Below are 25,479 nucleotides of genomic sequence, written 5' to 3'. Positions count from 1 at the left end.
CGAGCGCGGCGCAACACACCGCGACGCAAGCAAAGTAGACTGAAAGCAGAATGAGAAATGGGGGTATCGGGGCATCTCAGGTTGCGGGCGCTTGCTTCTTCCCAAACATACTGTGGCGCCATCGGGGGCGCCGATTTTGCTAGGAAGGTCGTACAGCCTGACGTTACGTACGATTCAAACCCCTCTAAGACCCGAATAAAATATACTTAACTCTCGGCTTACAAGAGCGCTGTTCACTCTCATCGGTCGGCCGGACTTCTGCTTTTTCAGTTAAGCGCGCAATTTATCTCTTGAGAGATGCCACTGGTAAGGTGACGGTGGATACGCATAAGTTTTGTAGTTTTTCAATCAGCGCTCACTCGCGCCGTTTCGCGATTAACGAAATTGGTTCGCCCAACAGCAACACCAAGTGCTTGGTCAATGCGGGCTCGCGGCCCGAATTTGTTCCGTAAATTGTTCGAATGGTTGTGAACAAAGCTGGGTAAGAGACGTGCTCCGACGTCGATCCGCACGTCAACCTCTTGCATTGTGCACTGCCAATGCATATTGGTGCGTAGCGGTAGCGCCGTGCGCTATCGCTGCCCTCCTTGGGCTTTTCCTCCCTAGACTTGGGCCGCTTGTTCATTCAAGCGGCCCTTTTTTCGTGTGCCGAGTATGAAGCCTGAAGGGAGAAGTGCTCTCCCCAGCCTGAGGTCCAATCTCAAATTGGAATCCATGTGTTCTCAGAGAAGCACGTTATGACCACTCGTCAGACCTCTTCATCAGCGCTTGGTCTGGCTGGTTGTAGAGAGCGGGTTCTTGCTGCGCTTTCGGCACCGATTGGCGACCGAAACGCCCAGCTCTGCTCCTCAAAATCCGATGGCCTACTCTTCCGAAAAGCGGAGGCGCTTCACGCTGAGCTGCGGAGTGTCGGAGTTACGACATGTCGCCGCGCCCACGACAACGCAAAGGAAAAATTCCGAGATAAATCAAGTTCCGAAGTTTTGGCACGCGCCTTGAAAGGGAGGAAGACGTCCGGCTCGCCTCCTCAAGGAATCGCAGTGATGGCTTACAAGATTATGGCCTCCCAGTGCAGCGTCTGTGGCGCATGTGAGTTCGAATGTCCCAATGCTGCAATCACGCTCAAGAACGACACGTACATGATCGATCCGAAGCAGTGCACGGAATGCGATGAGCATTTCGACACGCCGCAATGCGCTGCCGTCTGTCCGATATCCGATACCTGCGTGCCTGCATAGAGGCGCGGCCGGTGAGTGGGCCTTGCGACGCGGGACAAGATCGAGACTTCGGACTTTCTGATCCGGCTGCTTGATTGGCGTGGTCGCCGGCCCGGAGCGGCGGGTAGGATAAGGGAGGGTATGCGGCAGAGCCGGCACACAGTAGCCCTCATCGGAAACCGGGACTGTGCTCCCTCGAGCTCCGGGTTGCATGTACAGGAGACGCTCCCGACCAGTCCAGCGGATCGACGTCGACCAGTATCGATACGGTTCGAGACGTTTATTAAGTCCGACGCGGCTGCCGAAGAAACTGTCTTCGATCGATGAAATTGATCAGGAAATCTCAAGACCTACGGGAAGCTCGGCAGCCCCGTGCGTGAGGTGGCGATCCCAGAAGGGGTCGCACCCGGCCCGGCGAAGAGCCGTCAGGGCAGCGCAAGATCGCCCGTCGACGCCGTGTTCGATTCGGTCTCCGCTGTCACCACTTTGCATAAGGAATTGCAGAAGGCCGGCGTGGCGCAAGCTGAGCTCCTCGACCAGCAGCTTGGGGGTTCGGCTGTGACCATCGCGGTGGGCTGGCTGGCCCATAGCATTAGGATCAGGATGGCGACGAGGCACGCACAATGTGCACCGTCGCCGATGAAGGTGAGCACCGATCGGCCTTCTCGCGATGGATGGTGGTGGCGGGCCGGACCTGGATGGCGCAGCCCTGCATTAAATTCGCCCGGTTACATGCTGCTTGCGCCAGCAGGCCCGCCGCCTACCGCACCCTTCGGCGGCTTCGGAGGTGCAAAGCCACCTAGCCACCGTTGTTTTGTTTGAAACAGGAACAAACCAAAACGTCTCTAGGTCCCTTCGATGTCGGGTTTGCAACAACAGTCCAGCTCGCCGTGCGAACGCACTATCTACTTCTAAACGCGATGAGTTTTGCGTTCAGGCCCTGCTGGCATGCTCGTTGCAAAACTCTTGGCCGAGCCGTCTCGAAACAGGAAACCTTCGAAGGATATCAGCATGAGTCTCGTCACGACGAGGAGTGTCGCAGAAATCAAGGCCCGCAATAAAAAGATTATCGAGGAAGTGCTCAAGGTCTATCCCGAGAAGACCGCGAAAAGGCGCGCCAAGCACCTCAACGTGCACGAGGACGGCAAGTCCGATTGTGGCGTCAAGTCCAACCTCAAATCCATCCCGGGCGTGATGACGATCCGCGGCTGCGCTTACGCAGGTTCGAAGGGCGTGGTCTGGGGGCCGATCAAGGACATGATCCACATCAGCCACGGTCCGGTTGGCTGTGGCCAGTACTCGTGGGGATCGCGGCGCAACTACTACGTCGGCACGACGGGCATCGATACTTTCGTGACGTTGCAGTTCACTTCCGATTTCCAGGAAAAGGATATCGTGTTCGGCGGCGACAAGAAGCTCGCCAAGATCATCGATGAGATCCAGGAGCTGTTCCCGCTCAACAACGGCATCACCATCCAGTCGGAATGCCCGATCGGCCTGATCGGCGATGATATCGAGGCGGTGTCCAGGGTGAAGTCGAAGGAGTATGGCGGCAAGACCATCGTGCCGGTTCGCTGCGAGGGTTTTCGTGGTGTGTCGCAGTCGCTCGGGCATCACATCGCGAACGACGCTGTGCGGGATTGGGTGTTCGACAAGATCGCGCCCGAGAGCAAGTCAAAGTTTGAGTCGACGCCCTACGACGTCGCGATCATCGGCGACTATAACATCGGCGGTGACGCCTGGTCGTCCCGCATCCTACTTGAAGAAATGGGCCTGCGCGTGATCGCGCAGTGGTCCGGCGACGGGTCGCTGGCCGAGCTCGAGGCAACGCCGAAGGCGAAGCTCAATGTGCTGCACTGCTATCGGTCGATGAACTACATCTCGCGCCACATGGAGGAGAAGTTCGGAATTCCGTGGTGCGAATATAACTTCTTCGGGCCCTCAAAGATCGCGGAGTCGCTGCGCAAGATCGCCGACCATTTCGATGACAAAATCAAAGAGGGCGCCGAGCGGGTGATTGCGAAATATCAGCCACTGGTGGACGCAGTGATCGCAAAATATCGCTCGCGCCTGGAAGGCAAGACCGTGATGCTGTTCGTCGGTGGTCTTCGTCCGCGTCATGTGATCGGCGCTTATGAGGACCTCGGAATGGAGGTCGTCGGCACCGGCTACGAATTCGGGCACAATGACGACTATCAGCGTACCGCCCAGCATTATGTGAAAGACGGAACGCTGATCTATGACGACGTCACCGGATACGAGTTCGAGCATTTCGTCGAGAAGATGCAGCCCGACCTTGTCGGCTCCGGCATCAAGGAAAAATATGTGTTCCAGAAGATGGGTGTGCCGTTCCGGCAGATGCACTCCTGGGACTATTCGGGTCCGTATCACGGCTATGACGGGTTTGCGATCTTCGCGCGCGACATGGACATAGCCATCAACTCACCGATCTGGAGGAAGACCAAGGCGCCCTGGAAGGACGTCGCCAAGCCGAAGCTTCTGGCTGCGGAATAACCTGCCTGTCAGACTCTCGGCGTGAGGCCGAAGCCAACATTGATCACGATTATTCGAAAGGGACACCATGGCGCAGAATGCAGAACACGTGCTCGATCACTTCGAGCTGTTCCGCGGTCCGGAATACCAGCAGATGCTGGCCAACAAGAAGAAGATGTTCGAAAACCCCCGCGATCCCGCGGAGGTCGAACGCATCCGCGAATGGACTAAGACGCCCGAATATCGTGAAAAAAACTTTGCGCGGGAAGCGCTGACGGTGAACCCTGCCAAGGCCTGCCAGCCGCTCGGCGCGGTGTTCGCCTCCGTTGGCTTCGAAGGCACGCTGCCCTTCGTACACGGCTCGCAGGGCTGCGTGGCCTATTATCGCAGCCATCTGTCGCGGCACTTCAAGGAGCCGAGCTCCTGTGTCTCCTCGTCGATGACGGAAGATGCTGCGGTATTCGGCGGTTTGAACAACATGATCGATGGGCTCGCCAACAGCTACAACATGTACAAGCCCCGGATGATCGCGGTCTCCACCACCTGCATGGCTGAGGTCATCGGTGACGACCTCAACGCCTTTATCAAAACGTCCAAGGAGAAAGGCTCGGTTCCGGCGGAGTTCGATGTGCCTTTCGCGCACACGCCAGCCTTTGTGGGTAGCCACGTCACCGGTTACGACAATGCGCTTAAGGGCATACTGGAGCATTTCTGGGACGGCAAGGCTGGAACAGCGCCGAAACTCGAGCGCGCCCCCAACGAGAAGATCAACTTCATCGGCGGCTTTGATGGGTACACCGTCGGTAATCTCCGCGAGATCAAGCGCATCTTCGAACTGATGGGCATCCAGTACACCATCCTCGCGGACAACTCCGATGTGTTCGATACGCCGACTGACGGCGAATTCCGGATGTATGACGGCGGCACTACGCTGGAAGACGCCGCGAACGCGGTTCACGCCAAGGCGACAATCTCAATGCAGCAGTGGTGCACGGAAAAGACGCTCCCGTTCATTTCCGATCGTGGCCATGAGGTCGTGGCTTTCAACTATCCGGTGGGCGTGTCCGCAACGGATGAGTTCCTTATGGCGTTGTCGCGCATCAGCGGCAAAGATATCCCAGAGGAACTGACGCGAGAGCGCGGCCGCCTGGTCGACGCGATGGCTGACTCCAACGCGCATATCCATGGCAAGAAATTCGCGATCTATGGCGATCCAGATCTCTGCTATGGGCTAGCTGCCTTCCTGCTAGAACTTGGCGCCGAACCGATCCATGTGCTCGCCACCAACGGCAACAAGGCCTGGGAGGAGAAAATCCGGGCGCTGTTTGCGGGCTCGTCTTTTGGGCAGAACTGCCACGCCTATCGGGGGCGAGACCTCTGGCACATGCGCTCGTTGCTGTTCACCGAGCCCGTCGATTTCCTGATCGGTAACACTTATGGCAAGTATCTGGAGCGCGACACTGGCACTCCGCTGATCCGAATCGGCTTCCCGATTTTTGATCGGCATCACCATCACCGCTATCCAGTGTGGGGCTATCAGGGCGGCATGAACGTGCTGGTGAAGATTCTCGATAAGATCTTCGAGGAAATCGACAAGAACACCAACATTGCCGGCAAGACTGACTACAGCTTCGATATCATTCGTTAATGACGACGACATGCGCCATCGCCGGCGGACGAAAGCCTCGCCCGGCGATGGGCCCGGCGACCGAAGGGCTGCGCACGAAAACCTCGGTTAAGGGGAGAGAAATGGGTTCGCTTTCAGCCACCATTCAGAATATCTTTAACGAGCCGGGCTGCGCCAAGAACGCCAACAAGTCGGAGGCCGAGCGCAAGAAGGGCTGCACCAAGCAGCTGCAGCCGGGAAGCGCCGCGGGCGGCTGCGCCTTCGACGGTGCAAAGATCGCGCTGCAACCGTTTACCGACGTCGCCCATCTGGTGCACGGGCCGATCGCCTGTGAGGGTAATTCCTGGGACAACCGCGGTGCAGCTTCATCTGGTCCCAGCATCTGGCGCACGGGCTTGACGACCGACATGAGCGAAACCGACATCGTGTTTGGCGGTGAGAAGCGACTTTACAAGGCAATCAGGGAGATCTTAGAAAAGTACAATCCGGCGGCGATCTTTGTCTATCAGACCTGCGTTCCGGCCATGATCGGCGACGATATCAACGCGGTCTGCAAGGCTGCTTCTCGGAAATTCGGCAAGCCGGTGATTCCGGTCAATTCGCCCGGCTTCGTAGGTCCAAAAAGCCTCGGCTGCAAGCTTGCCGGGGAGGCCTTGCTTGAGCACGTCATCGGCACCGAAGAGCCAGACCACACCACGCCCTACGATATCAACCTGATCGGTGAATACAACCTGTCGGGCGAGCTTTGGCAGATCAAGCCGCTGTTCGACGAGCTCGGTATCCGCATCCTCTCCTGCATCTCGGGCGATGGCAAATATCGCGAAGTCGCCTCGTCGCACCGGGCGCGCGCCGCCATGATGGTATGTTCGAAGGCGATGATCAATGTCGCGCGCAAGATGGAGAAGCGTTACGGCATTCCGTTCTTCGAAGGCTCGTTCTACGGCATCCAGGACTCTAGCGATTCACTGCGCGAGATTGCGCGACTTTTAGTCGAGCGCGGGGCGCCGGAAGATCTGATCGAGCGCACCGAGGCGGTGATCGCGCGCGAGGAGGCGCGGGCCTGGGCCGCGATCGAACCCTATAAGCCTCGCTTTGCGGGCAAGAGGGCGTTGCTGATCACCGGCGGCGTCAAATCCTGGTCCGTGGTGGCGGCCCTGCAGGAGGCCGGACTCGACCTGATCGGCACCAGCGTCAAGAAATCCACCAAGGAGGACAAGGAGCGGATCAAGGAGCTGATGGGCGAGCACGCCCACATGATCGAGGACATGATGCCGCGCGAAATATATAGGATGCTGAAGGACGCGAAAGCGGACATCATGCTCTCGGGCGGCAAATCGCAATTCGTCGCGCTCAAGGCGGCGATGCCCTGGCTCGACATCAACCAGGAGCGCTACCACGCCTACATGGGCTACCTCGGGATGGTGAAGCTGATCGAGGAGATCGACAAAGCACTGTTCAACCCGATGTGGGAGCAGTTGCGCCGCACGGCGCCGTGGGACGATAAAGGCAATATTCGGCACCTCAAGGCCATTGCGCCGACGGACCCGCACGCCGCCGAAATCGCTCTCGATCACGCACTTGCCGAGACGACCCGCCGCGCGAACAAGATCTGCCTTTGCAAGGCAGTCGATTTCGGTACGATCGAGGATGCGATCCGCTCGCGTGGCCTCACCAGCGTCGAGGCAGTCAGACAGCACACCGACGCGGTCGGTGGCTGCTGCAAGAGGCGGATCGAAGACATCTTGGCGGCCATGCCGGTCTCCTCGCCGCCTGCCTTGCTGCAGGCCGCGGAGTAGGATGTCGTCATGGCCATCGTCACCGCGCCGAAGAAGGCCTGTGCGGTCAACCCGCTGAAGGTGAGCCAGCCGATCGGCGGCGCATTTGCCTTCTTAGGGCTGCGTGGGGCGATGCCGATTCTGCACGGTTCGCAGGGCTGCACATCCTTCGGGCTCACACTGTTCGTGCGGCATTTCAAGGAGGCGGTGCCGCTGCAGACCACTGCGATGAGCGAGGTGACGACCGTGCTCGGCGGCTATGAAAATGTCGAGCAGTCTATACTCAACATCTACAACCGGACCAAGCCGGAGATCATCGGGATCTGCTCGACCGGGGTGACCGAAACGAATGGCGATGATGTCAACGCCTACATCAAGCTGATTCGCGACAGGCATCCGCAGCTCGCCAAGTTTCCTCTAGTCTATCTCTCGACGCCCGATTTCAAGGACGCATTCCAAGACGGCTGGGAGAAGACAGTGGCTCGCATGGTCGAGGTGCTGGTGGAGGCGCCGGCGGTCGAGACTGAGCGCGATCCCGCGCAAGTGAATGTCCTGCCCGGATGTCACCTAACGCCGGGTGATCTCGACGAACTCAGGACCATTTTGGAGGATTTCGGCCTCAAGCCATCCTTCCTGCCTGATCTGGCGGGATCGCTGGACGGTCATATCCCGGACGAGTTCACACCGACGACCATCGGCGGCATCGGGGTCGACGAAGTCGTGAGCATGGGCCGGGCCGGCTGGACCATTGCCATCGGGGCGCAGATGCGGCGGGCAGCGGAAAACATGCAGGCCAAGGCGGGGGTGCCGTTCCGTCTGTTCGAGCGGCTTTGCGGACTTATCCCCAACGATCAATTCATCGCGTTCCTGAGCGAGATCAGCGAACGCCCGATACCATCAAAATATCGGCGGCAGCGAGGCCAGCTCGCCGATGCCATGCTCGATGCGCATTTCCACATCGCTGGCCGGAGGCTCGCGATCGGCGCGGAGCCCGACTTGTTGTTCGATGTCTCCAGCATGCTGCACGAGATGGGCGCGCAGGTCACTGCGGCCGTGACTACGACGCAATCGCCAGTGCTCGAGCGCGTTAAGACGAACGAGGTGCTGATCGGCGATCTCGAAGATCTGGAGGAACTCGCGAAGGCGCGCGCATGCGATCTTTTGATCACCCATTCGCATGGTCGCCAAGCCGCCGCACGGCTAAACATTCCGTTCTATCGCGCGGGATTTCCAATGTTCGATCGGATCGGCGCGGGACACCAGCTATCCGTCGGTTACCGCGGCACGCGCGATCTGATCTTCGATATCGCCAATCTCATTATCGCCGACCGCGAGGAAAATCACCAGCCGACGCCCGATACCTGGCGATCACCAATGCCAGCCTGCAGGTCCGGGCGCCCACAGCTTTATTGACGCGACAGAGAGGTCGATTGCATGAAGGTCGCATTTGCTACCCAGGACTTGAGGCGCGTTGATGCGCATTTCGGCTGGGCCAAGAACATTGCCATCTATGATGTTTGGCCAGACGGGCACGTGTTTCTGAAAGCCTTCCAGTTCGAGGGTGATGTCAAGGAAGACGGCAACGAGGACAAGCTTGCGCCCAAGCTCGAGGCGATCAAGGATTGCGCCATCCTCTATGTCGTTGCCATCGGCGGATCTGCCGCCGCGCGAGTGGTGGCGAACGGTATACATCCCATCAAGGTGAACAAGCCCGAGAGCATACTTGACCTGCTCGAAAAGCTACAACGCGTGCTGAAGGGTACGCCACCTCCCTGGCTGCGCAAGGCACTGGCAAGGGGACAGGAGCGCACGTTCGATTTCGAAAAGTGAGGGTGATATGACTGAGACAGTAGAAATACTGCAAGCCACGAGCGTCGCTCTCGATGCGCCGTTCGTAAAAGAGCTGGTCAGGATCTGGCGCGCTCAGGACATAAATGGCGCCTGGGAAGACAAGAGCGATCTCGATCTGCTCGAGCCCTACATACTCGACAGGGAGAAGCGGCGCGCGTTGCCTATCGTCGGCGATCCCGATCCGGATACGGTCTGGCGGCTGGAGCTGTTCTTCAATGCAGTTGCCCTCTCGATCGAGAAGGCGACGGGTGTGATGATCCAGCCGATGCTGAAGATGCACCATGAAGGCTTTGGCCGCATGGTGCTGATCGGCGGCCGGCTGATCGTATTAAGCAAGCAGCTGCGCGATGTGCATCGATTCGGCTTCGACAGCCTCTCAAAGCTGGCTGCCGAGGGTGGCAAATATGTCAGAAGCGGCATCAAGATGATCCAGAAATATCCCGACGTGGCGAACTATTGAGGGGCAGCTCATGAGCGATCTTGAGACGCTGAAAGTAGAGATAAAAAAGCTGTCGACCAAGGCCACACAGGCCAAGATGGATCTGCACGACCTTTCGGAGGAATTGCCCGCCAACTGGACGTCGATCATGGCGGTGGCTCAGAAGGCGCACGATGCCTTTGCCGAACTCGAGCGAAAGCGCGAGGATCTGAAGGCACTGGAAAGGACGTAAGGGGATCCCAGCATGTCATTTGCAACGCGCGATGGTCGCAACTGGACGCCGGATTACCTGATCTCGATCGATCCCAACCACTGCATCGGCTGTGGCCGCTGCTTCAAGGTCTGCGGTCGGAACGTCATGACGTTGAAGGGGATCAACGAGGAGGGCGAGCTTGTCGATCTCGATGATGACGACGATGAGATCGAGAAGAAGATTATGGTGATGAATGATCAGGGCGCCTGCATCGGCTGCGGCGCCTGCGCCCGGGTCTGTCCGACCGACTGCCAGACTCACGCGCCCGCCTCGGCGGAAGCGGCTTAGCGACGCCTCTGTTTACTTCTCCTATGGAGCGGAGCGAGGTCGACACCAAGCATCGGGCGAGGGGACTCTCCATGCGCTGCGCTCGCGGATGAGCCCCTCGCCCGACCCTCCGCGGAGGGGGAGGGAGGATCACTCGATCCTCTGTTCGCGCGCGCGCCTTCCACATCGCGGCGATGCGGAAACGTTCGTTGCTGGCGCCGGGATTGGCCAGCGTCGTCGCTTCGGCTTGCTTAAGGAGGCGAACGCGATGTCCGCCCCTCTCGCGTCAACAGCACGCCGCCGGACATATCGGTGGCCTGCGGGACAGCGGCCAGGATGGCGCGCCGATTCGGGTGCGCTAGCATCACGATCAATTCAATTGCTTCGAGCTTGTCGTCGAGACAGATGGCAAGCCCAATAACCTCGAGCTTGTGTCCGTCCAGTGTGGTCTTGATCAGCGTCGCCATCGGGTGATCCAAATATTGGTCCGCATACTGGCTAGCCGCCCTGATTCCAGAGCCGCGCCAATGCCTGGTTAGCACGCAACGCCGGAAGCTGCCGGCGCAAGGCCGTGTAGTAGGCATCGAAGCGGCCTCTGTCGCGCCTGCAAGATGCGACAAAATGGTCAGTCCTGGACAGCAACACGAAGGAGCTGCGGTCGACGCGGCCTCAGATCAAATATCTCGCTCATCGAAATGAGGTCGACGTCGCGCATCGGGTTCCCCAAAAGGTGAGGAGATCCGCCACTTGCGCGATTTTTGCAGGGCTGATCGCAGGGTGATCAATGACAGGGGTCTTGTCATGAACGAGCAACGGATGCCGCCGAATTCCGCCTATGCGATCTGCGGCTTCAACGACATTCCAAGTCGGCGCGCCATGGGCTTCCACCTCGTAATACTAGACGAAGACGGCAGCCACAGGCCGTGGCCCATTATTGTCGTGCGCTGGGGTAAGCAGGTGTTTGGCTATCTCAACAGATGCCCGCACAAAGGCGTCAATCTCGACTGGGATCGCAACCAGTTCCTCGATCCCAGCGGCATCCGACTGATGTGCGGCAAGCACGGCTCGGCCTTCGAGCTCGGCACCGGCCGCTGCGTTGATGGCCCGTGCAAGGGTAGCGGACTCACGCCCATCACGTTGACGGTGTTGGAAGGCGACATCTGCGTCACCGGCGTGCGGCTCCTCGAGGACGAGGACCCCTCCGGCAAGAGCTGAAGCCAGCGCTCAGACCGGCCGGTTCTCGTTGCGGTTTTTCACAGGCTCCATCTTCTTCAGCCCGTATTCGTAAGAGACATCGTCAAAGGACGCATCGACATGCTTGGCCGCGTCGATTAGATAATCGAGCCTGCCACCCGCATCGAGCCTCTTGATATCGTTCTTGTCGACGCCGACCAGGTACATCATTTCCTTCCAGACGGTGGATTGATCGCACGGCAGCACGTGGAAGGTGATATCGCCGAGCTTGGTTCGGTATTTCGCCAACAGGTCTATGTTGTTGCAGAAAATGAAGTAGCTGCCGTCAGGGCTTAGCGCGCCGTCAAGAACCTTGGCGACGTCAGCGAGATAGGCGAAGGAGTGCAGGTAGCCGGCCAGCACCGGAATGGTGTTTTCGCCTTCCTCGGCGACCGTCAGCACCTGCTCGATCGAAATGTCGGGCGGCCGTTTCTCGTCCGCGACCTGGGCCTGGAATTTCAGCGCGATATCGCCGCGAAAGCCGAACCGGCCCGGCCTGATGGTCGCGCCCTTGAATACGGCGTTGAGCAGGCGCCCCTCCTTCTCCAGCCGGCCGAGCGCGGTGTTCTCAATTGCTGTCATGAAAAATCGTTCCTCGATCTAAGACAATCGCCGGACACCTCGGCCGGCGCGACACGCAATGCAAGTTGTTTGCCGCCGCGTACGCCACGCTTTATCGGCGGAATCCATAAAGAAAACAGGCAAGCGCGCCGCGATCGTTGGAAGACCGTTGTCAGGAACCGGACAAGCGTCGCAAGGTCAACAGGCGCGATTCGAAAAGGCGAGCATTTTCAACTGCGTGCTCGCTGGCATGCGACTTGCCAATTCGCAGGCAACCGACCGAGGCAAATCAAGGGTGATCCATGATTAATCTGACGAATAGCGCAGTGAATGCGGTCAAGGGCGCGATTTCAACGTCGCCGCAGCCGGCGAGCGGCCTGCGCATTACGGTCGAGGCCGGCGGCTGCGCCGGATTCAAATACATGATGGGCCTGGCCGACGAGCCGAAGCCCGACGACACCGTGATCGAGCACGATGGGGTCAAGTTGTTCGTCGACAATAGAAGCCATGAGCACCTCGCCGGCACGACCATCGATTTCGTGGTGGCGCTGGAGGGTTCGGGCTTCAGGTTCGACAATCCGAACGCAAGGTCGAGCTGCTCCTGTGGCAAATCCTTCGGCTGATGACAAGAGAACTCGAAGCATGCTGGTCGAGTCCAAACAACTGAAGCAACCGCCGGTGACTGAGACCGATCGGGCGCAAATCATTCGCGCTGTGATCGAGGAGATCCGTCCCAATCTGCAGCGCGACGGCGGCGACTGTCAGCTTGTCGAGATCGACGGCAACAAAATCATGGTCAAGCTGACCGGTGCCTGCGCGTTCTGCAAGCTTTCGAGCTTTACGCTGGAAGGTATTCAGACGCGACTGGTCGAAAGGCTCGGCGAATTCGTTCGCCTGATCCCGGTCGCCGGCGCCGCCAAAGCGCGGCATTGAACGAGGCGTTTGTGTCGGTTTATCTCGACAACAATGCGACAACGCGGACGGATCCCTGCGTTGTCGAAGCCATGTTGCCGTTCTTCACCGAGCAGTTTGGCAATGCCTCCTCCGCTCATGCCTTCGGGAACAAGATCGCGGGCGCCGTGAAGCAGGCGCGCCGCAGCCTGAAGGCCTTGTTAGGGGCTGCCTACGATCATGAGATCGTCTTCACATCTGGCGGCACCGAATCCAACAACGCCGCCATTCTCTCCGCGCTTGTGACCCAGGAGGGGCGGGACGAGATCGTCACCACCTCCGTCGAGCACCAGGCGATCCTGGCGCTGGTCAAAGAGTTGGCGACAAGGGGTGTCAAGACCCATCTGATCCCGGTGGATTCGCGCGGCAGACTTGATGTCGAGGCTTTTCGCTGGGCGCTTGGACCACGCACGGCGGTAGCGTCTGTCATGTGGGCCAACAACGAAACCGGAAACATTTTCCCGGTTGAAGATCTGGCCAGGATGGCGCGCGCGTCCGGCGCGCTGTTTCACACCGATGCGGTGCAGGCCATAGGCAGGGTGCCGATTGACCTAAAGGTTAGTGATATCGACATGCTGTCGATGTCCGCGCACAAGCTGCACGGACCCAAGGGAGTTGGCGCGCTCTATTTGCGCAAAGGCACAAAATTCAGGCCGCTGATTTGGGGCGGAGCACAGGAGCGACGGCGCCGCGGCGGAACCGAGAACGTTCCCGGCATCGTCGGTCTTGGAAAAGCTGCAAAACTTGCGGCAGAGCGCCTCGAGGCCGAACGCGTTCGCGTTGGTGCGTTGCGCGATCGCCTGGAACAAGCGATGTTACAGAACGGCCACTGCATGGTCCTCGGCGATGTCAGCTGCCGGCTGCCGAACACGGCTAATATCGCCTTCGAGCATCTCGAAGGCGAAGCGATCGTCCACCATCTCAATCGCGCCGGCATTGCCGCTTCGCTCGGATCAGCGTGCAGCTCCGGCTCGATGGAGCCATCTCATGTGCTGAGCGCCATGAACCTGCCGGCGAGGAGCCTACGTGGCGCGGTGCGCTTTTCGCTGTCGCATGAAACCGCTGTCGAAGAAATAGATCTGGTCATCCGCACTCTGTCCGACATCGTAGCTCACTTGCGCGCCATGTCGCGGGAGCGCGCCAATCCCATCAGCGATCCGGCCCATTCACGGAGTTGATCTCATGAAAATCATGATCCGCCGCTCTCCGGAGGCGGGCCTATCGATTTACGTGCCGAAAAAGGATCTTGAAGAGCCGATCGTGGAGTCCGAGCACGAGACGCTGTGGGGCGGTTGGATCAGAATAGCCAATGGCTGGGTGCTCGATCTGCCCGACATGGCGAGCGACACGCCGCTGCCGATCACCATCAATGCCAGGAAGCGTGGCGAGAACGGGGACGAGCGATGAAGGCGATCCGACAAATCGATTTTGTAAACGCGGCCGATGCTGAGGCGATTCTCACTAACGTCGCAGCTAGGCTGCGTGCCGGCAGCATTGTTCCCTATCTCGGACCTGGCGTCGCCGAGTTGTCCAAGCCGGATGTCCCGATGACGCCGGAGGCGCTAGCCGCCTTTTTCGCCAGCAAGGTCGCGCTGCCGCGCCGGGTCAAGGGCAATCCCTGGGCGTCGGCGCAGCACATCGAGAGCAATAAGCATCGCTCCACCGTGACGGCATTGATGGCGCAGGCCTTCGCCGCGCCGGTCGATCCGACGCCGCTGCATCATCATCTCGCCTCACTATCCCTGCCTGTCGTCGTCGACGCTTGGTATGACGGCGCAATGCGTGCTGCGCTTTGCAAGCACGAGGGATGGGGCGAGGTGCAGGGCATCACCCGCGCAAGCATCGGCGAAAACCGCTGGTATCGCTTCTATGATGCAGAAGGCAACGAGATCGATCGCGCTGCGGCTGGCAGTTGGACGACAGTCCTCTACAAACCGCACGGCGGCGCGCTGCCCGCCGAGAACTTCCTGGTCTCCGACGCAGATTATGTCGAGGTGCTGACCGAGATCGACATCCAGACGCCGATTCCCGAAATCGTCAAGGAGCGGAGGACCGGGCGAAGCTTCCTCTTCATCGGCTGTCAGTTCAACGACCAGCTGTTGCGCACCTACGCGCGGCAGATCAGCAAACGCTCAGCCAATAGCCATTACGCAATTGTGGAGCCTGACGCGCTCTCGCGCAACGAGCTGCGCTTCCTGGCCGAGCAGTCCCTGACGCCGCTCGCGATTGCGCTTTCGCGCGCGGTCGAGATCTTGATCTCTGCCTGATGGGATCTTGCCTTCAGCGGAGCTTGGATAGCGTAAAACGCGAGCGTCGTTTGACGCGTTGATATGCGCCTGATCGGATTCCAGTGTCGACACTGCGCCTTCTGTCACGTTTGCAACAACCGCGAAAGATCTGTCGCGTGCGAGAGGGCATCGCTAACATCCTGACATCGGACAGAAATTTCCGAGGCGCCGTTAATGGCACGCGAGTTGCTAACTCTCAATTGAAGTTTCCGCCTGCAGAGAGAATGGCAAATGGATGTGTCGGAATGTAATGAGGCAAGCTCTTTTGGCGGCGCCGCTGGTCTCGGCGAGATCAAGCAAGCCCACACCCGGCATAAGGGCTGCGGCACCTTTGGCGGCAGGGACAAGGCGAGCTGCGGATCGCAGGCCCGCCAAGGCGATCTGCCACAGGCGATCTGGGAAAAGGTGAAGAACCATCCCTGCTACAGCGAAGAGGCGCATCACCATTACGCCCGCATGCATGTCGCGGTCGCGCCGGCGTGCAATATCCAGTGCAATTACTGCAATCGCAAATATGACTGCGCCAATGAATCGCGCCCGGGTGTGGTAAGTGAGAAGCTCACCCCTGAGCAGGCGGCGAAGAAAGTGCTCGCCGTTGCTTCCACTATTCCGCAGATGACCGTGCTTGGCATCGCGGGCCCCGGCGATCCCCTGGCCAATCCGGAAAAAACATTCAAGACGTTCGAGCTGGTAGCCAAAGCCGCGCCGGACATCAAGCTGTGCCTGTCGACCAACGGGCTGGCCTTGCCCGATCACGTCGACACCATCGCCCGCTTGAACGTCGACCACGTCACCATCACCATCAACATGATCGATCCCGAAATAGGTGCCAAGATCTATCCGTGGATTTTCTATGGCCACAGGCGCTACACCGGCGTCAAAGCCGCAAAGATGCTGATCAATCGACAGCTGCAAGGCCTTGAGATGCTCGCGGAGCGCGAGATCTTGTGCAAGATCAATTCGGTCATGATCCCGGGCATCAACGACCAGCACCTGGTCGACGTTAACAAGGCCGTCAAGTCGCGCGGCGCGTTCCTGCACAACATCATGCCGCTGATCTCCGCGCCCCAGCACGGCACCGTGTTCGGTCTCAACGGTCAGCGCGGCCCGGCGGTGCAGGAATTGAAGGCGCTGCAGGACGCTTGTGAAGGCGAGATGAACATGATGCGGCATTGCCGGCAGTGTCGCGCCGATGCTGTCGGCCTGCTCGGCGAGGATCGCGGCGCGGAGTTCACCACGGAGAAGATCATGGCGATGGATGTCAAGTACGACCTCGAGACGCGTAAAGCCTATCAGGCCAAAGTTGAGGAGGAGCGCGTGGCCAAGGTAGCGGCCAAACAGCAGAAACTGGCCGACCTCGCGGGCGAGACGAGTGATATCAATCTCCTGGTCGCGGTAGCAACCAAGGGCTCGGGCCTGATCAACGAGCATTTTGGACATGCCAAGGAGTTCCAGGTGTACGAACTCTCGACATCGGGCGCCAAATTCGTCGGCCACCGTCGCGCCGATCCCTACTGCCAGGGCGGTTATGCTGAGGAGGGCAGCCTTGCGACCATCATCCGCGCCATCGATGACTGCCATGCGGTGTTCGTGGCCAAGATCGGCGGGTGCCCCAAGAGCGAGCTGATCAAGGCCGGCATCGAGCCACTTGATCAATACGCGCACGAGTTCATCGAGAAATCAGCGATCGCCTGGTTCAAGCGTTATCTCGACAAGGTGCAAAGCGGTGAGATCCAGCATGTCGAACGCGGCAACGCGGCGATTCGGCAGGGCGCGCTGATTTCGGCGGCGTAAGGACATATCGATGCCGTTCAAGATCATCGCCTCACAATGCACGGGCTGCTCGGCTTGCGAACTCGAATGCCCGAATGTTGCAATCTCGGAGAAGGGCGGGACGTTCGTGATTGAGCCTAAGAAATGCACCGAATGCATCGGCCATTTCGACGAGCCGCAATGCGTGGCGGTCTGTCCGGTCGACAATACCTGTGTGCTCGATCCCTCATTGCCGCGCTATCAGGCGCGGGCATAAGGGAGTAAGGGATCGTGAATTCCACGCTGACGCCGGCTGCGGAAAAATTCATGAGTTTTGAGGTGCGCGCCCATGGCGCCGCTGAAACCGGCTTCCGGCTCGCCGTTACGGCCTGCGGTTGCTCGGGATTGTCGGCCGATATCCGTGTTGCGCGGGCACCGGAGTCCGGTGAGCAAGTCGGCGAACGCAACGACCTAAACTCTCTCTATGCCGGGGGCAGGCCGCTAGTCGGCGGTGTGACGATTGTCTCAACCGATACCGCTGCGCAGACCGGTCTGATCTTCCCCGAAGCAGGTGTGCTGCTCGAGCAAGGCCACAAAGGCCGCCCAATCGAAGAGGAAAGCTGCCGATGGACCTGGATGTAGCAGGCAATCCGCTTTCCGGGAGCGCGAGGGCACTGATCGCGCACACGCTTCTCAGCAAAGGCCTGCCGCGCGAAGCCGAGGATCATATGTGGCAGGCCGGGCTCTCCTATCACCTGGACGCGATCGCAGAAAAGCACCTGCACCAAGCGCAGGCCCTGGCACCGGGCCACGCCGCCGTCCTGATCGGCCTCCACCGTTTCTATTTCTACAAGGGCCGATTGTCGGAGGCGCTGGAGATCGCCAGGCGTTACATCACCCAGGCCGCGCTTGAAAACGGACTCTCGTACGATTGGAGGCAGGTCAAAGCGGCCGATGCCGCGTTCGGCAGCTACGAAAGCATCCTGCCGCGCTTCTATCTGTTTTCGCTGAACGGGCTATGCCTACTTGCAGATGCGCCTCGGCAATCTGGACGAAGGGCGCGTGGCCACGAAAAAGCTGCTCGAACTCGACCCGACCGACAAGATCGGTGTCAGGCTCCTTCTGGACGTGCTGAAGCGGATAGGGCGACGATGACGGATGACATCGACGAGGCCCGCTACTGGCAGGGCCATGAGGTCAATTGCAGCGCCTGCACTCATCTGTCGCTGAAGAAAACGGGCGGCCGCCGGCTGATGCATGCCTGTGTCAACGACCATTATGCCCGGCACAACGACCGTTTTTTCAACTGGAGTCCCGCGCTCGCCAATGCCTACACTGCGCATCCGCATTTCGAGGTGCGAGCCATCGCGGCCAAGCACGTCAATCTCTTTCTATTGCTACCGCTGCTAGATGGCGCCGAAGAAGCCGTGCGCGCGAATGCAGCTCGGCGACTGCTCAAGAGCAATATCCTGACGCTGCGCAACGATTCGCATCGCGAGGTGAAGATACTGGTCGCGACTCTGCTCGATGGTGAGGAATTGGTGCCGATGCTGTCTGACCAGAACTATTGCGTCCGCCAGATCGTGGCTCGCCGCGCAGCGACTGTCGCCGAAGTTCCTGCCGCTCTGCGGTGCGATCCCGATTGGCGTGTCCGCCGGGAAGTGGTGACCCGCGTTGCGGCTTTTGAGTTGGCACGTCTCACCGAAAATGAGGACAGTATGGTGCAGGAGGTCGCGCGTGGCCGTCTGGCCTGCAAGTCCGCAAGGAGGTGATAATGAGCAACATCGTCCGCGACAGTGATGTAGTCGAGCTAACTGGGCCACCGTTCTTCAACCTTGGCGAAAAGGTACGGGCCAAGCGCACCATTCGCAACGACGGCACCTATGCCGGCAAGGAGATCGGCGATATCCTGGCCAAGAAAGGCGAGGTGGGTTACGTCGTCTCCATCGGGACTTTCCTGCAGCAATTCTATATCTATGGCGTCGAGTTTCTTGAAAGCGGCCACCGCGTCGGCATGAAGCGCAAGGAGCTCGATCTGGTGGAAGCGCGCGACGAACCCGACGACCTGCCGTTGCCGGAAGAGATCGCGTCATGATCGAGCCGCGCCTCCCGAAATATCAATGGGGCCAGCGAGTTAAAGCCGCTGTCGACCTTGTTAACGATGGCTCCTTTCCCGATGCGCCGGCTAACGGGCTCTTGGTGGGCGCCGGCGGCATCGGCGAGATCGTGAAGGTCGGCATGCAAACCGAAGCGAACTTGCCGATTTATGTTGTCGAGTTTGGTGAGCGGCTGGTCGTCGGTTGTCTTGAAGAAGAGATCACAATGCTTTGAGGGGGCTTTCGCGATGAACGCCGCGGTGATGAGAAAGGTAGTGAACGGACTTATCGCTCATCCGAACGAGCTCGATCGCAAGCGGATCGAGCGTGGCTTGAGCTCGCGCAAACGCTATCGTTATGTCTCGCCGAATGTGAAACCGGTACGGAGTGGCTATCTCATCGAGAGTCCCTGCTGCTCGGGCAATATCGACAAAGATGGCGGCTTGATTGAAGTAGCGCTGATCCATCATGACTCGAGGAGCGCGACATGGAAGCTGTTTCGTAAAGATCACGCGCGGGGGCTCTGGGAGTTTTACAGCATCTACCAGCGGCTGACCGCAGCGATCGACGAATTGAACACAGATCCGGAGCGGGTGTTCTGGCAATAACGTTGCTTTTGGAACTAATCATATAGGAGTCGCGATGGCGCTCGGCACCGACGAACTTATCGAAATCGAACGGCTGCTTGCGGCAGCTGATGCCGATGCAAGCGCGTTCGCCGAGGTGCGGCGCCGCTTTCCACAGCTCGCCTGCACGCGCTGTGACGCGTCCGACATGACGGAGCCACCGTTCCGCAGTTTTCCACGATTCGACCTGCATCTGATCGATGGCTCCGCTCATTGTGTGCAGATCACCGCCGATCCAGCGCGCGCGACTGGCATCGTGCTGGCGGCAAGGAGTACTTGACGATGACTAGCGTTGCTCTCGCAAAGGATCACGATGCGAACGCGGTCAACGCGGACGTATCTTTCATTCGGATGTCCGATCCGGATGTCACCTTCGCCGAGCTCTCTGCCGTGGAAACGCTGCTGTGTTCGCCGCGGGTCTCGAACGGACCGGTGACTGAGACCTTCGAGAAAGCCTTTGCCGCCTATCTCGGCCGGAAATATGCCGTTGCCGTCCCGAGCGGCACCATCGGGCTTCTGCTTGCGCTAAAGGCCCTCGGCATCGGGCCGGGGCAGGATGTGATCGCCTCACCGTATTCGTTTCGCGAGACGGTGCATGCTATCAGTCTCACGGGCGCGCGCACCGTATTTGCCGACGTCGACTATTGGTCGGGAGCATTGGTTCCGGCGAAGGTCGAAGAGCGGATCACGGCCAACACACGGGCGATTGTTGCCGGCAATCCCAATGGCCATCCGGCGCCATGGTCGGAGCTGCGCGCGATCGCGCAGCGCCATCAGCTGATGCTACTGGAGGATTCCACCGAGGCGATCGGATCGAGATACAAGGGCGAACTCGTCGGCCGCTTTGGCGATATCGCCGTGTTCGACTTTGCCCAGCCTCTGGCCCTGACCTGCGGCGAGGGCGGCATGGTGGTGACCGACGATATCGACATTGCCGTTGGCTTGCTTCGCCATCGCGCGCATCGGCTGGATAACCGCTCCTCCGTCGTCGTCAGTAGCGCAGCGCCTTACCAGGCCGGCATGAGCGATCTTACAGCCGCGTTGGGCCTTGCGCAGCTGAAGCGCCTCGATGAAATCCTGGAGCGGCGCCGGCTCATCGAGCAGCTCTACAATGCACATATCCAATCATTCGAGGGCATCAAGCCGCCCTATATCGGTCCCGATGTGACCGAGGTGAACTGGTTCCTCTATCTCGTCCATCTTGGAACGCGCTTCACGCGCTCCAGCCGTGACGCCATTGTCGATGATCTGCGCATTGAGCATGTCGAGGCCGCCGCCTATTGCCATCCGATGCATTTGCAGCGTCACTATTTTGAGATTGGCTATCGATATGGCGATTTACTGGTCACGGAAAAGATCGCCGATCGTGCCGTGGCGCTGCCGTTTCACACCCATCTCACCGACAACCAGATCGAGTTCATTGTGGAGACGATGAAGGACGCGTCCATCAATATCGGCGCGGGCGCAGCCATCTATTAGAGCCCCGGCGCCCTCATTACGCCCAAAAGGAGGAGCGAATGTCGAAAGTCAGAATCTTGCCGTATGGCAAAATGATCGAGGTTATTAAGGCCACGTCACTCTTGGCGGCGGCGCTGGGCCCCGAGATTGCCCTTCAACAGTCATGCAAGGACAGGCCAAATTCGGACTCCTGCCATTCTTGGTCCAGCAAGGCCGCAAGGGAACCCGCGCAAAGAGAATGAGAAAGCTCAACGATCGTGGACGTTGGCTCTAAGTTTCGGCACGCCGGCCCTGCAAGGTGCTCGGATCAGGAAACATGATCATTGAGCTCTTGGGGCTTCGGCTCGGGTTTTTTCAAGCTTGAGCTTAGCGGGTGGGAAGGCACAAGGATCCCTAACAAATCATTGTTCTTCGAACGGGAGTGGTCGAGCTTCCGGCCGGAGCCCGGCAGAGCTGTTGCCGTACCATCGGCATGATTTTGTCAGCGAAAGCGCAGGCGATTCCTATCGGCCGCTATCTAATGATCACGGCGTGTCTCGGCTGACCCGGGTCGCAATCCATACATTCGCGACGATAGCATGACCAAAGAAAGTATCCGCGATATGGCCAGCCAAGAGATCGTGGTCTTCGCCGTCTGTCCCGCCGAGGCCATCGAGCGGGGTGACGCTAAGGGTTTCAGCCTGTCGCGGATCGATGACAGCGGCGAGAGCCGGCCGTTTCCGATTGTCGTGGTGCGGACCTTCGGCAACGACTATCTCGGTTATGTCAACTGCTGCCCGCATGACGGCGTCTGGCTCAACATCGGCTCCGGCAAGTTTTTCTCGCCGGACCGCTCCTTTCTCAGATGTGGCCGGCACGGGGCGACTTTCGAGATCGGCAGCGGGTTTTGCATCGATGGCCCCTGCAATAGGAAAGCCCTTGAGCCGGTCGCGCTAGCCGTGATCGGCGGCGACGTCTGCCTGTGCGGTGTGAAGCTGGTAGAGGAAAATCGGTTTCCCGATCCGTTCGAGGATAGTGACGATACCATGGACATCATGATTCATCCGGATTAACGGGCATTATTTCATGATCATGCGCTCCGTTAAGAAGAACTGTCAGGTCGCAATCTTTTATTTCACCAGGATTGTCCGTGCATCTCGCGCGGACCTTTCGATCGATTCCTCGAATTGCGTGCCGGATCATCCGGATCGTTCAAGCGGCCGATTCCCCCACAACGGCAATGTTGGAGACCGCGCGGAGCCGAACTCAGCGATAGGAATCGCTTTTTTGACAGAGCCGACGACGAGTGGCTGGCTCGACCAGTATGACAACTCAAGCAATGGGCTGCGGGTGGCCGGCCCGACGCTGAGCAAGACTATGCGGAGTCCGGAATCGGCGACTATGACGGCCTGACCGAGCAAGTCGGTCCGCAAGACTTCCATCAGGCGGGCCTGGGTTGAAGGAAACAAGCCCGCCGGTTCACGCCGGCGGGGTTTGCCTTGCCGGGGATTGCGTTACCGCTGTAGGATGCGGCTCTTACTTCACGGGAGAACGGATAGTGGCGACAGGTACGGTAAAGTGGTTCAACGCGACTAAGGGATATGGGTTTATTCAACCTGACAACGGCGGCAAGGATGTCTTCGTGCACATCTCGGCCGTTGAAAAAGCGGGCCTGAGCAACCTTAATGAGGGCGCCAAGGTGAGCTACGAAGAAATGAGCACCCGGGGCAAAACGTCTGCGGAAAATCTAAGGGTCGGATGAGTTCAAGCCCGCCGGTCCGACCGGCGGGCTCTCAATGCGCGCACATCTCCCATCTGGTCTGCGCCAGATCCCGCAGCCTAGGGTCTGTTGAGATTCACCTGGAATGGATGACGGCGGTAGCGAGGTAGATCATCGCTTCGAAGCTGCCGTCTGTCTTGTCGCATCGCATCGCTATGCGTTTGAATTCCTTCAGCTTGCCGAAGAAATTCTCGATCAGGTGGCGCCATTTGTAAATGTCCTTGTCGATGTTGAGAGGCTGGGCGCGCCTTTGATGCTGCGAGATGACGATCTTGGCCTTGCGTGCGTTCAGGTCTTCGATGATCCAGTTGGAATCAAAAGCCTTGTCGGCGATCAAGCCGCCGAATTCGATGTCTTTGATCAGAGGCGCGACGCCGACTGTGTCAAAGCGATGGCCAGGGAGCAGGATGAACCGCACCAAGTTCCCAAGCGCGTCGGTCAGCGCGAGGATTTTGGTGGTCCAGCCGCCCTTCGATTTGCCGATGGCCTGATTTTTGGTCCCCCTTTTGCTCCCTGCGCGTGACGATGAACTTTGACGATTGTCGCGTCGACCATCGCAAACTCCATGTCTGGATCATCCGATACAGCATCGAAAATCCGCTTGAAAACGCCGGCCTTCACCCAATCACGATAGCGCTTGAACACCGTATTCCAGTTGCCGAACGTCGGCGGCAGATCCCTCCATGGGCTGCCCGTGCGCGCGATCCAAAGCACAGCTTCGAGAAACAAACGGTTGTCACCCCCTGTGCGGCCGGGGTTCGTGGCCTTGCCCAAACAAAGCGACTCCATCTTCGCCCACTGGGCGTCCGTCAAAACGAATCGGTGCATGCCAAGCTCCTTTCGGAGCTTGAATCACGGACATTCCAATCTGTGAATCCTGAATCTCAACAGACCCTAGTACGGAGACCATTCATCGCGATAGGCGCGGTCGCCGCGCGAAGGCGTAGGCCGGGTTGATGCCGCAATAGGCGTCAGTACCTGAAGCACTTGCCACGCACTGTCCGCGGGTTGCGAATTGGCAATTGCCTGGGTAGCCCCAGATCCGTCTCTCCAAGCAGTAGCGATCATACGGTCCGCTCGGGGAGACGTCGCTATGGCGATACTGCCGTGCGGTCGCAGGCGAGCTCGAAGCCGCCAACACTAAAATTAACTAGCCTATGCAATGGCGAAAAGCAGGCGGGTCATCTTCATCTCCTGAAGTTCGGTTCTCGTCGGCGAATTTGTTCTTGTCCCTCACTCAGACCGGCTGGCCTCAGCTCGACTCACTGGTTGCACGTCGGCTTGCCCCGAGGCCGAGCCAATCTCGATTTCTTCGAAGAATTTCAGCTCGAAGTAAGAAAATTCGCCCGATATATGCGGTACCAAGCAGAAGTTGGCTAATTTTCTTCTTTATGACGAGGTAAGTTTTTGTTTGTGCGCGGTACCCGGTCGAGAGCCCGGGTCCGGTCGGCCGGATGAAGGCTCAAGCTGAATGAGCGCACGCAGCAACAGCTTTCTCAACAGCTTTCTGTCGGATGCGAGCGCGACGTTGCTCGGGATGCTGCACATGAGAGTCTAACTCTGCGCCCGCCGCCCTTACCTGCGGTAAGATTGGCGGATCACTACGATCCTGGAGCCGAAGTTCACCTGTGTACGCACAGTGAGTCAGCGACTCCGGAGTTCCACTTCCAGGGTTGGGCCCAAAGAAGATGAAGATGTACGATTGCCGCGAACGGTTTGAGTGTCGCCCAGCAGCGACAAGCTGCGCCGCATGTGGCGGAAAGTTTGGCCCGATCAGGTACTACTCATGGCGGGCGGCGCTGTGCTTAAAGAAGTGCCTGGACCACTTCAGGGCACGCCGGGAACGAGACCGCCGCTGGCTGTTTCGATTTGAGGCGGTGGGCCATGCAGCAGCACCTCAAGGGCGGCAACAAGATCGATCTGGAGCCGCAAGAACTGTTCGACAGTGTGCTCGATGAAGAGGTACTATTTTGATGTCCGCGACGGCAGCCAATTCATCCACGATGATGAAGGTGTGGAGCTGCCGAACATCGAGTCTGCGCGGCAAGAGGCGACCACTGCGCTCTCGGAGATGGCCCGCGAATGGGTCAGAGGCGGGCCGCAGCACCGCATGGCAGTTGAAGTTCGCGATGATCATGGCCCTATCTTGGAGGCGAGCCTTGGCTTCGTGATGAAAGATGAAACCGCGCGCGACGTGAAAGCCATCGATTGGGATCGAAATGCAATTTTGGACGCCGATTGACAGCTGAAATCGCGGGTAATCAGGGCGTTTTCATACAACCAAGACCCACAGCAGAGATCAGCTGATTGTGAGGGTGGTCCACGCGGAAGAGCCAACAGGCTCTGGTCCGAGGTGGTCGCGAATCTCAGCTGGCCTTGTCTCTGTCTAGTTGGTCAGGTGCACCAGCATGGCCTCACAGGCCTGCTCGGCTTCGGCGAACGTCTTAAAGGGTGATCCGCCCACCCTGCTGGCCGGCCTGTTGAGGTTGATGGGGCGCCAAGAAGCTACAAAGCCCGGCTGTCCGTGGAGGCCAGGACCGCTCCTACTCTCATTGCTGATGACGAATGAGAAGTCGCGCTCGCACGCGCTCCAAATCTCTAGCTCCTCTGTCACGGGAGCAATGCGGCTGAAGTGCAGGGCCATTCCACCGATCCAGCGAGTGTCTAAACGACCCCAGCAAATTGTCGCCAGCATTCCAAGAAGGCGGCCCACCCAAAAGGCAAAGGTTGCGGGTGACTGGCTGCAAATGGCCGAAGACGCTGAGGCCCGGAAGGGGCGACAAATTCGAGCTGAGGCACCACCGTAGTCACCGTAATAGACTAGGACCCAGTG

The 25,479-nt window shown here is 59.0% G+C and carries 30 protein-coding genes and 2 pseudogenes; 28 read left to right on the top strand and 4 right to left on the bottom strand.

From position 1 onward, the window contains the following. Positions 1–1,043: 1,043 nt before the first annotated feature. From IVB22_RS21795 to fdxB, 9 genes are all read left to right on the top strand, one after another. Positions 1,044–1,238 (top strand): 4Fe-4S dicluster domain-containing protein, encoded by a 195-nt coding sequence (locus IVB22_RS21795; protein WP_247509395.1) that lies wholly within the window; start codon positions 1,044–1,046, stop codon positions 1,236–1,238. A 990-nt stretch (positions 1,239–2,228) separates the two neighbouring features. Then, positions 2,229–3,731 carry a nitrogenase molybdenum-iron protein alpha chain gene (nifD, locus tag IVB22_RS21785; RefSeq protein ID WP_247519319.1) on the top strand — a complete coding sequence of 501 codons (1,503 nt, stop codon included), beginning with the start codon at positions 2,229–2,231 and terminating at the stop codon, positions 3,729–3,731. A 67-nt stretch (positions 3,732–3,798) separates the two neighbouring features. Then, on the top strand, positions 3,799–5,358 hold the full coding sequence (nifK, locus tag IVB22_RS21780; RefSeq protein ID WP_247519318.1) for a nitrogenase molybdenum-iron protein subunit beta: 1,560 nt from the start codon (positions 3,799–3,801) through the stop codon (positions 5,356–5,358). Positions 5,359–5,459: 101 nt separating this feature from the next. Continuing rightward, positions 5,460–7,133 (top strand): nitrogenase iron-molybdenum cofactor biosynthesis protein NifE, encoded by a 1,674-nt coding sequence (nifE, locus tag IVB22_RS21775; protein ID WP_247519317.1) that lies wholly within the window; start codon positions 5,460–5,462, stop codon positions 7,131–7,133. A gap of 9 nt (positions 7,134–7,142) precedes the next feature. After that, positions 7,143–8,525 carry a nitrogenase iron-molybdenum cofactor biosynthesis protein NifN gene (gene nifN / locus IVB22_RS21770; RefSeq protein ID WP_247519316.1) on the top strand — a complete coding sequence of 461 codons (1,383 nt, stop codon included), beginning with the start codon at positions 7,143–7,145 and terminating at the stop codon, positions 8,523–8,525. A 21-nt stretch (positions 8,526–8,546) separates the two neighbouring features. Beyond that, positions 8,547–8,942, top strand: a complete 396-nt coding sequence (gene nifX / locus IVB22_RS21765; protein WP_247519315.1) for a nitrogen fixation protein NifX — start codon at positions 8,547–8,549, stop codon at positions 8,940–8,942. A gap of 7 nt (positions 8,943–8,949) precedes the next feature. Further along, on the top strand, positions 8,950–9,423 hold the full coding sequence (locus IVB22_RS21760) for a NifX-associated nitrogen fixation protein (RefSeq protein WP_247509336.1): 474 nt from the start codon (positions 8,950–8,952) through the stop codon (positions 9,421–9,423). A 10-nt stretch (positions 9,424–9,433) separates the two neighbouring features. After that, on the top strand, positions 9,434–9,634 hold the full coding sequence (locus tag IVB22_RS21755) for a CCE_0567 family metalloprotein (RefSeq protein ID WP_247519314.1): 201 nt from the start codon (positions 9,434–9,436) through the stop codon (positions 9,632–9,634). 12 nt (positions 9,635–9,646) lie between these two features. Continuing rightward, a complete protein-coding gene (fdxB, locus tag IVB22_RS21750) occupies positions 9,647–9,943 on the top strand; it encodes a ferredoxin III, nif-specific (protein WP_247519313.1) in 297 nt (98 codons plus the stop codon). A gap of 230 nt (positions 9,944–10,173) precedes the next feature. Here fdxB and IVB22_RS21745 read toward each other — a convergent pair whose 3' ends face one another. Next, on the bottom strand, positions 10,174–10,389 hold the full coding sequence (locus IVB22_RS21745) for a hypothetical protein (RefSeq protein WP_247519312.1): 216 nt from the start codon (positions 10,387–10,389) through the stop codon (positions 10,174–10,176). Between the two features lie 349 nt (positions 10,390–10,738). Here IVB22_RS21745 and IVB22_RS21740 point away from each other — a divergent pair, with 349 nt between their 5' ends. After that, positions 10,739–11,137, top strand: a complete 399-nt coding sequence (locus IVB22_RS21740) for a Rieske 2Fe-2S domain-containing protein (protein WP_247519358.1) — start codon at positions 10,739–10,741, stop codon at positions 11,135–11,137. Between the two features lie 9 nt (positions 11,138–11,146). On the opposite strand, the gene IVB22_RS21735 is transcribed toward IVB22_RS21740, so the two are convergent. Continuing rightward, positions 11,147–11,737, bottom strand: a complete 591-nt coding sequence (locus IVB22_RS21735) for a hypothetical protein (protein WP_247519311.1) — start codon at positions 11,735–11,737, stop codon at positions 11,147–11,149. 281 nt (positions 11,738–12,018) lie between these two features. Between IVB22_RS21735 and IVB22_RS21730 the strand changes: the two genes are divergently transcribed. The 17 genes and pseudogenes from IVB22_RS21730 to IVB22_RS21650 all read left to right on the top strand — a co-directional run bounded on the left by IVB22_RS21730 (position 12,019) and on the right by IVB22_RS21650 (position 22,628). Beyond that, complete coding sequence (locus tag IVB22_RS21730) at positions 12,019–12,339, top strand: iron-sulfur cluster assembly accessory protein (RefSeq protein WP_247519310.1); 321 nt, start codon at positions 12,019–12,021, stop codon at positions 12,337–12,339. 19 nt (positions 12,340–12,358) lie between these two features. Continuing rightward, positions 12,359–12,649 carry a NifU family protein gene (locus IVB22_RS21725; protein WP_247509330.1) on the top strand — a complete coding sequence of 97 codons (291 nt, stop codon included), beginning with the start codon at positions 12,359–12,361 and terminating at the stop codon, positions 12,647–12,649. An 11-nt stretch (positions 12,650–12,660) separates the two neighbouring features. After that, on the top strand, positions 12,661–13,845 hold the full coding sequence (gene nifS / locus IVB22_RS21720) for a cysteine desulfurase NifS (RefSeq protein ID WP_308200442.1): 1,185 nt from the start codon (positions 12,661–12,663) through the stop codon (positions 13,843–13,845). Between the two features lie 4 nt (positions 13,846–13,849). Next, positions 13,850–14,074 carry a putative nitrogen fixation protein NifT gene (gene nifT, locus IVB22_RS21715; RefSeq protein WP_247509329.1) on the top strand — a complete coding sequence of 75 codons (225 nt, stop codon included), beginning with the start codon at positions 13,850–13,852 and terminating at the stop codon, positions 14,072–14,074. Then, positions 14,071–14,934, top strand: a complete 864-nt coding sequence (locus IVB22_RS21710) for an SIR2 family protein (RefSeq protein ID WP_247519309.1) — start codon at positions 14,071–14,073, stop codon at positions 14,932–14,934. Before nifT ends, IVB22_RS21710 begins: the two co-directional genes overlap by 4 nt. 252 nt (positions 14,935–15,186) lie before the next feature. After that, positions 15,187–16,749 carry a nitrogenase cofactor biosynthesis protein NifB gene (gene nifB / locus IVB22_RS21705; protein WP_247519308.1) on the top strand — a complete coding sequence of 521 codons (1,563 nt, stop codon included), beginning with the start codon at positions 15,187–15,189 and terminating at the stop codon, positions 16,747–16,749. Between the two features lie 10 nt (positions 16,750–16,759). Further along, the gene (locus tag IVB22_RS21700) at positions 16,760–16,984 is read left to right on the top strand and encodes a 4Fe-4S binding protein (protein ID WP_247509326.1); all 225 of its coding nucleotides are present in this window, start codon (positions 16,760–16,762) and stop codon (positions 16,982–16,984) included. A 14-nt stretch (positions 16,985–16,998) separates the two neighbouring features. After that, on the top strand, positions 16,999–17,349 hold the full coding sequence (locus tag IVB22_RS21695) for an iron-sulfur cluster assembly accessory protein (RefSeq protein WP_247519307.1): 351 nt from the start codon (positions 16,999–17,001) through the stop codon (positions 17,347–17,349). Then, positions 17,334–17,862: pseudogene (locus tag IVB22_RS21690) on the top strand (hypothetical protein). The gene IVB22_RS21695 and the pseudogene IVB22_RS21690 overlap by 16 nt, the downstream one beginning before the upstream one ends. Then, positions 17,859–18,479, top strand: coding sequence for a 4Fe4S-binding leucine-rich repeat protein (locus IVB22_RS21685; RefSeq protein ID WP_247519306.1), 621 nt, complete (start codon positions 17,859–17,861; stop codon positions 18,477–18,479). Before IVB22_RS21690 ends, IVB22_RS21685 begins: the two are co-directional and overlap by 4 nt. Before the next feature lie 2 nt (positions 18,480–18,481). Further along, positions 18,482–18,802: a nitrogen fixation protein NifZ gene (locus tag IVB22_RS21680; RefSeq protein ID WP_247519305.1), complete on the top strand. Its 321-nt coding sequence runs from the start codon at positions 18,482–18,484 to the stop codon at positions 18,800–18,802. Next, positions 18,799–19,038, top strand: coding sequence for a nitrogen fixation protein NifZ (locus tag IVB22_RS21675; RefSeq protein ID WP_247519304.1), 240 nt, complete (start codon positions 18,799–18,801; stop codon positions 19,036–19,038). The genes IVB22_RS21680 and IVB22_RS21675 overlap by 4 nt, the downstream gene beginning before the upstream one ends. A 13-nt stretch (positions 19,039–19,051) precedes the next feature. Beyond that, positions 19,052–19,411, top strand: a complete 360-nt coding sequence (locus tag IVB22_RS21670) for a DUF3024 domain-containing protein (protein ID WP_247519303.1) — start codon at positions 19,052–19,054, stop codon at positions 19,409–19,411. A 34-nt stretch (positions 19,412–19,445) separates the two neighbouring features. After that, positions 19,446–19,709, top strand: a complete 264-nt coding sequence (locus IVB22_RS21665; RefSeq protein ID WP_247519302.1) for a hypothetical protein — start codon at positions 19,446–19,448, stop codon at positions 19,707–19,709. Between the two features lie 2 nt (positions 19,710–19,711). Further along, the gene (locus IVB22_RS21660) at positions 19,712–20,908 is read left to right on the top strand and encodes a DegT/DnrJ/EryC1/StrS aminotransferase family protein (RefSeq protein WP_247519301.1); all 1,197 of its coding nucleotides are present in this window, start codon (positions 19,712–19,714) and stop codon (positions 20,906–20,908) included. A gap of 581 nt (positions 20,909–21,489) precedes the next feature. Beyond that, positions 21,490–21,939, top strand: coding sequence for a Rieske 2Fe-2S domain-containing protein (locus tag IVB22_RS21655; RefSeq protein ID WP_247519356.1), 450 nt, complete (start codon positions 21,490–21,492; stop codon positions 21,937–21,939). A 485-nt stretch (positions 21,940–22,424) separates the two neighbouring features. Then, a complete protein-coding gene (locus tag IVB22_RS21650) occupies positions 22,425–22,628 on the top strand; it encodes a cold-shock protein (RefSeq protein ID WP_247509319.1) in 204 nt (67 codons plus the stop codon). A 94-nt stretch (positions 22,629–22,722) separates the two neighbouring features. Here the strand turns inward: IVB22_RS21650 and IVB22_RS21645 are convergent. Together IVB22_RS21645 and IVB22_RS21640 are read right to left on the bottom strand one after the other, a co-directional pair. Continuing rightward, positions 22,723–23,435, bottom strand: a pseudogene (locus IVB22_RS21645) (IS5 family transposase). A gap of 121 nt (positions 23,436–23,556) precedes the next feature. Continuing rightward, entirely contained in the window at positions 23,557–23,793 is a 237-nt protein-coding gene (locus IVB22_RS21640) for a DUF3551 domain-containing protein (protein ID WP_374207602.1), read from the bottom strand. An 807-nt stretch (positions 23,794–24,600) separates the two neighbouring features. Between IVB22_RS21640 and IVB22_RS21635 the strand changes: the two genes are divergently transcribed. After that, positions 24,601–24,888, top strand: coding sequence for a hypothetical protein (locus IVB22_RS21635; RefSeq protein ID WP_247519299.1), 288 nt, complete (start codon positions 24,601–24,603; stop codon positions 24,886–24,888). Positions 24,889–25,479 lie beyond the last annotated feature (591 nt).

The organism is Bradyrhizobium sp. 190 (assembly GCF_023073415.1).
Taxonomy (GTDB): Bacteria; Pseudomonadota; Alphaproteobacteria; order Rhizobiales; family Xanthobacteraceae; genus Bradyrhizobium.
This window is presented reverse-complemented; position numbering and strand designations above follow the sequence as displayed.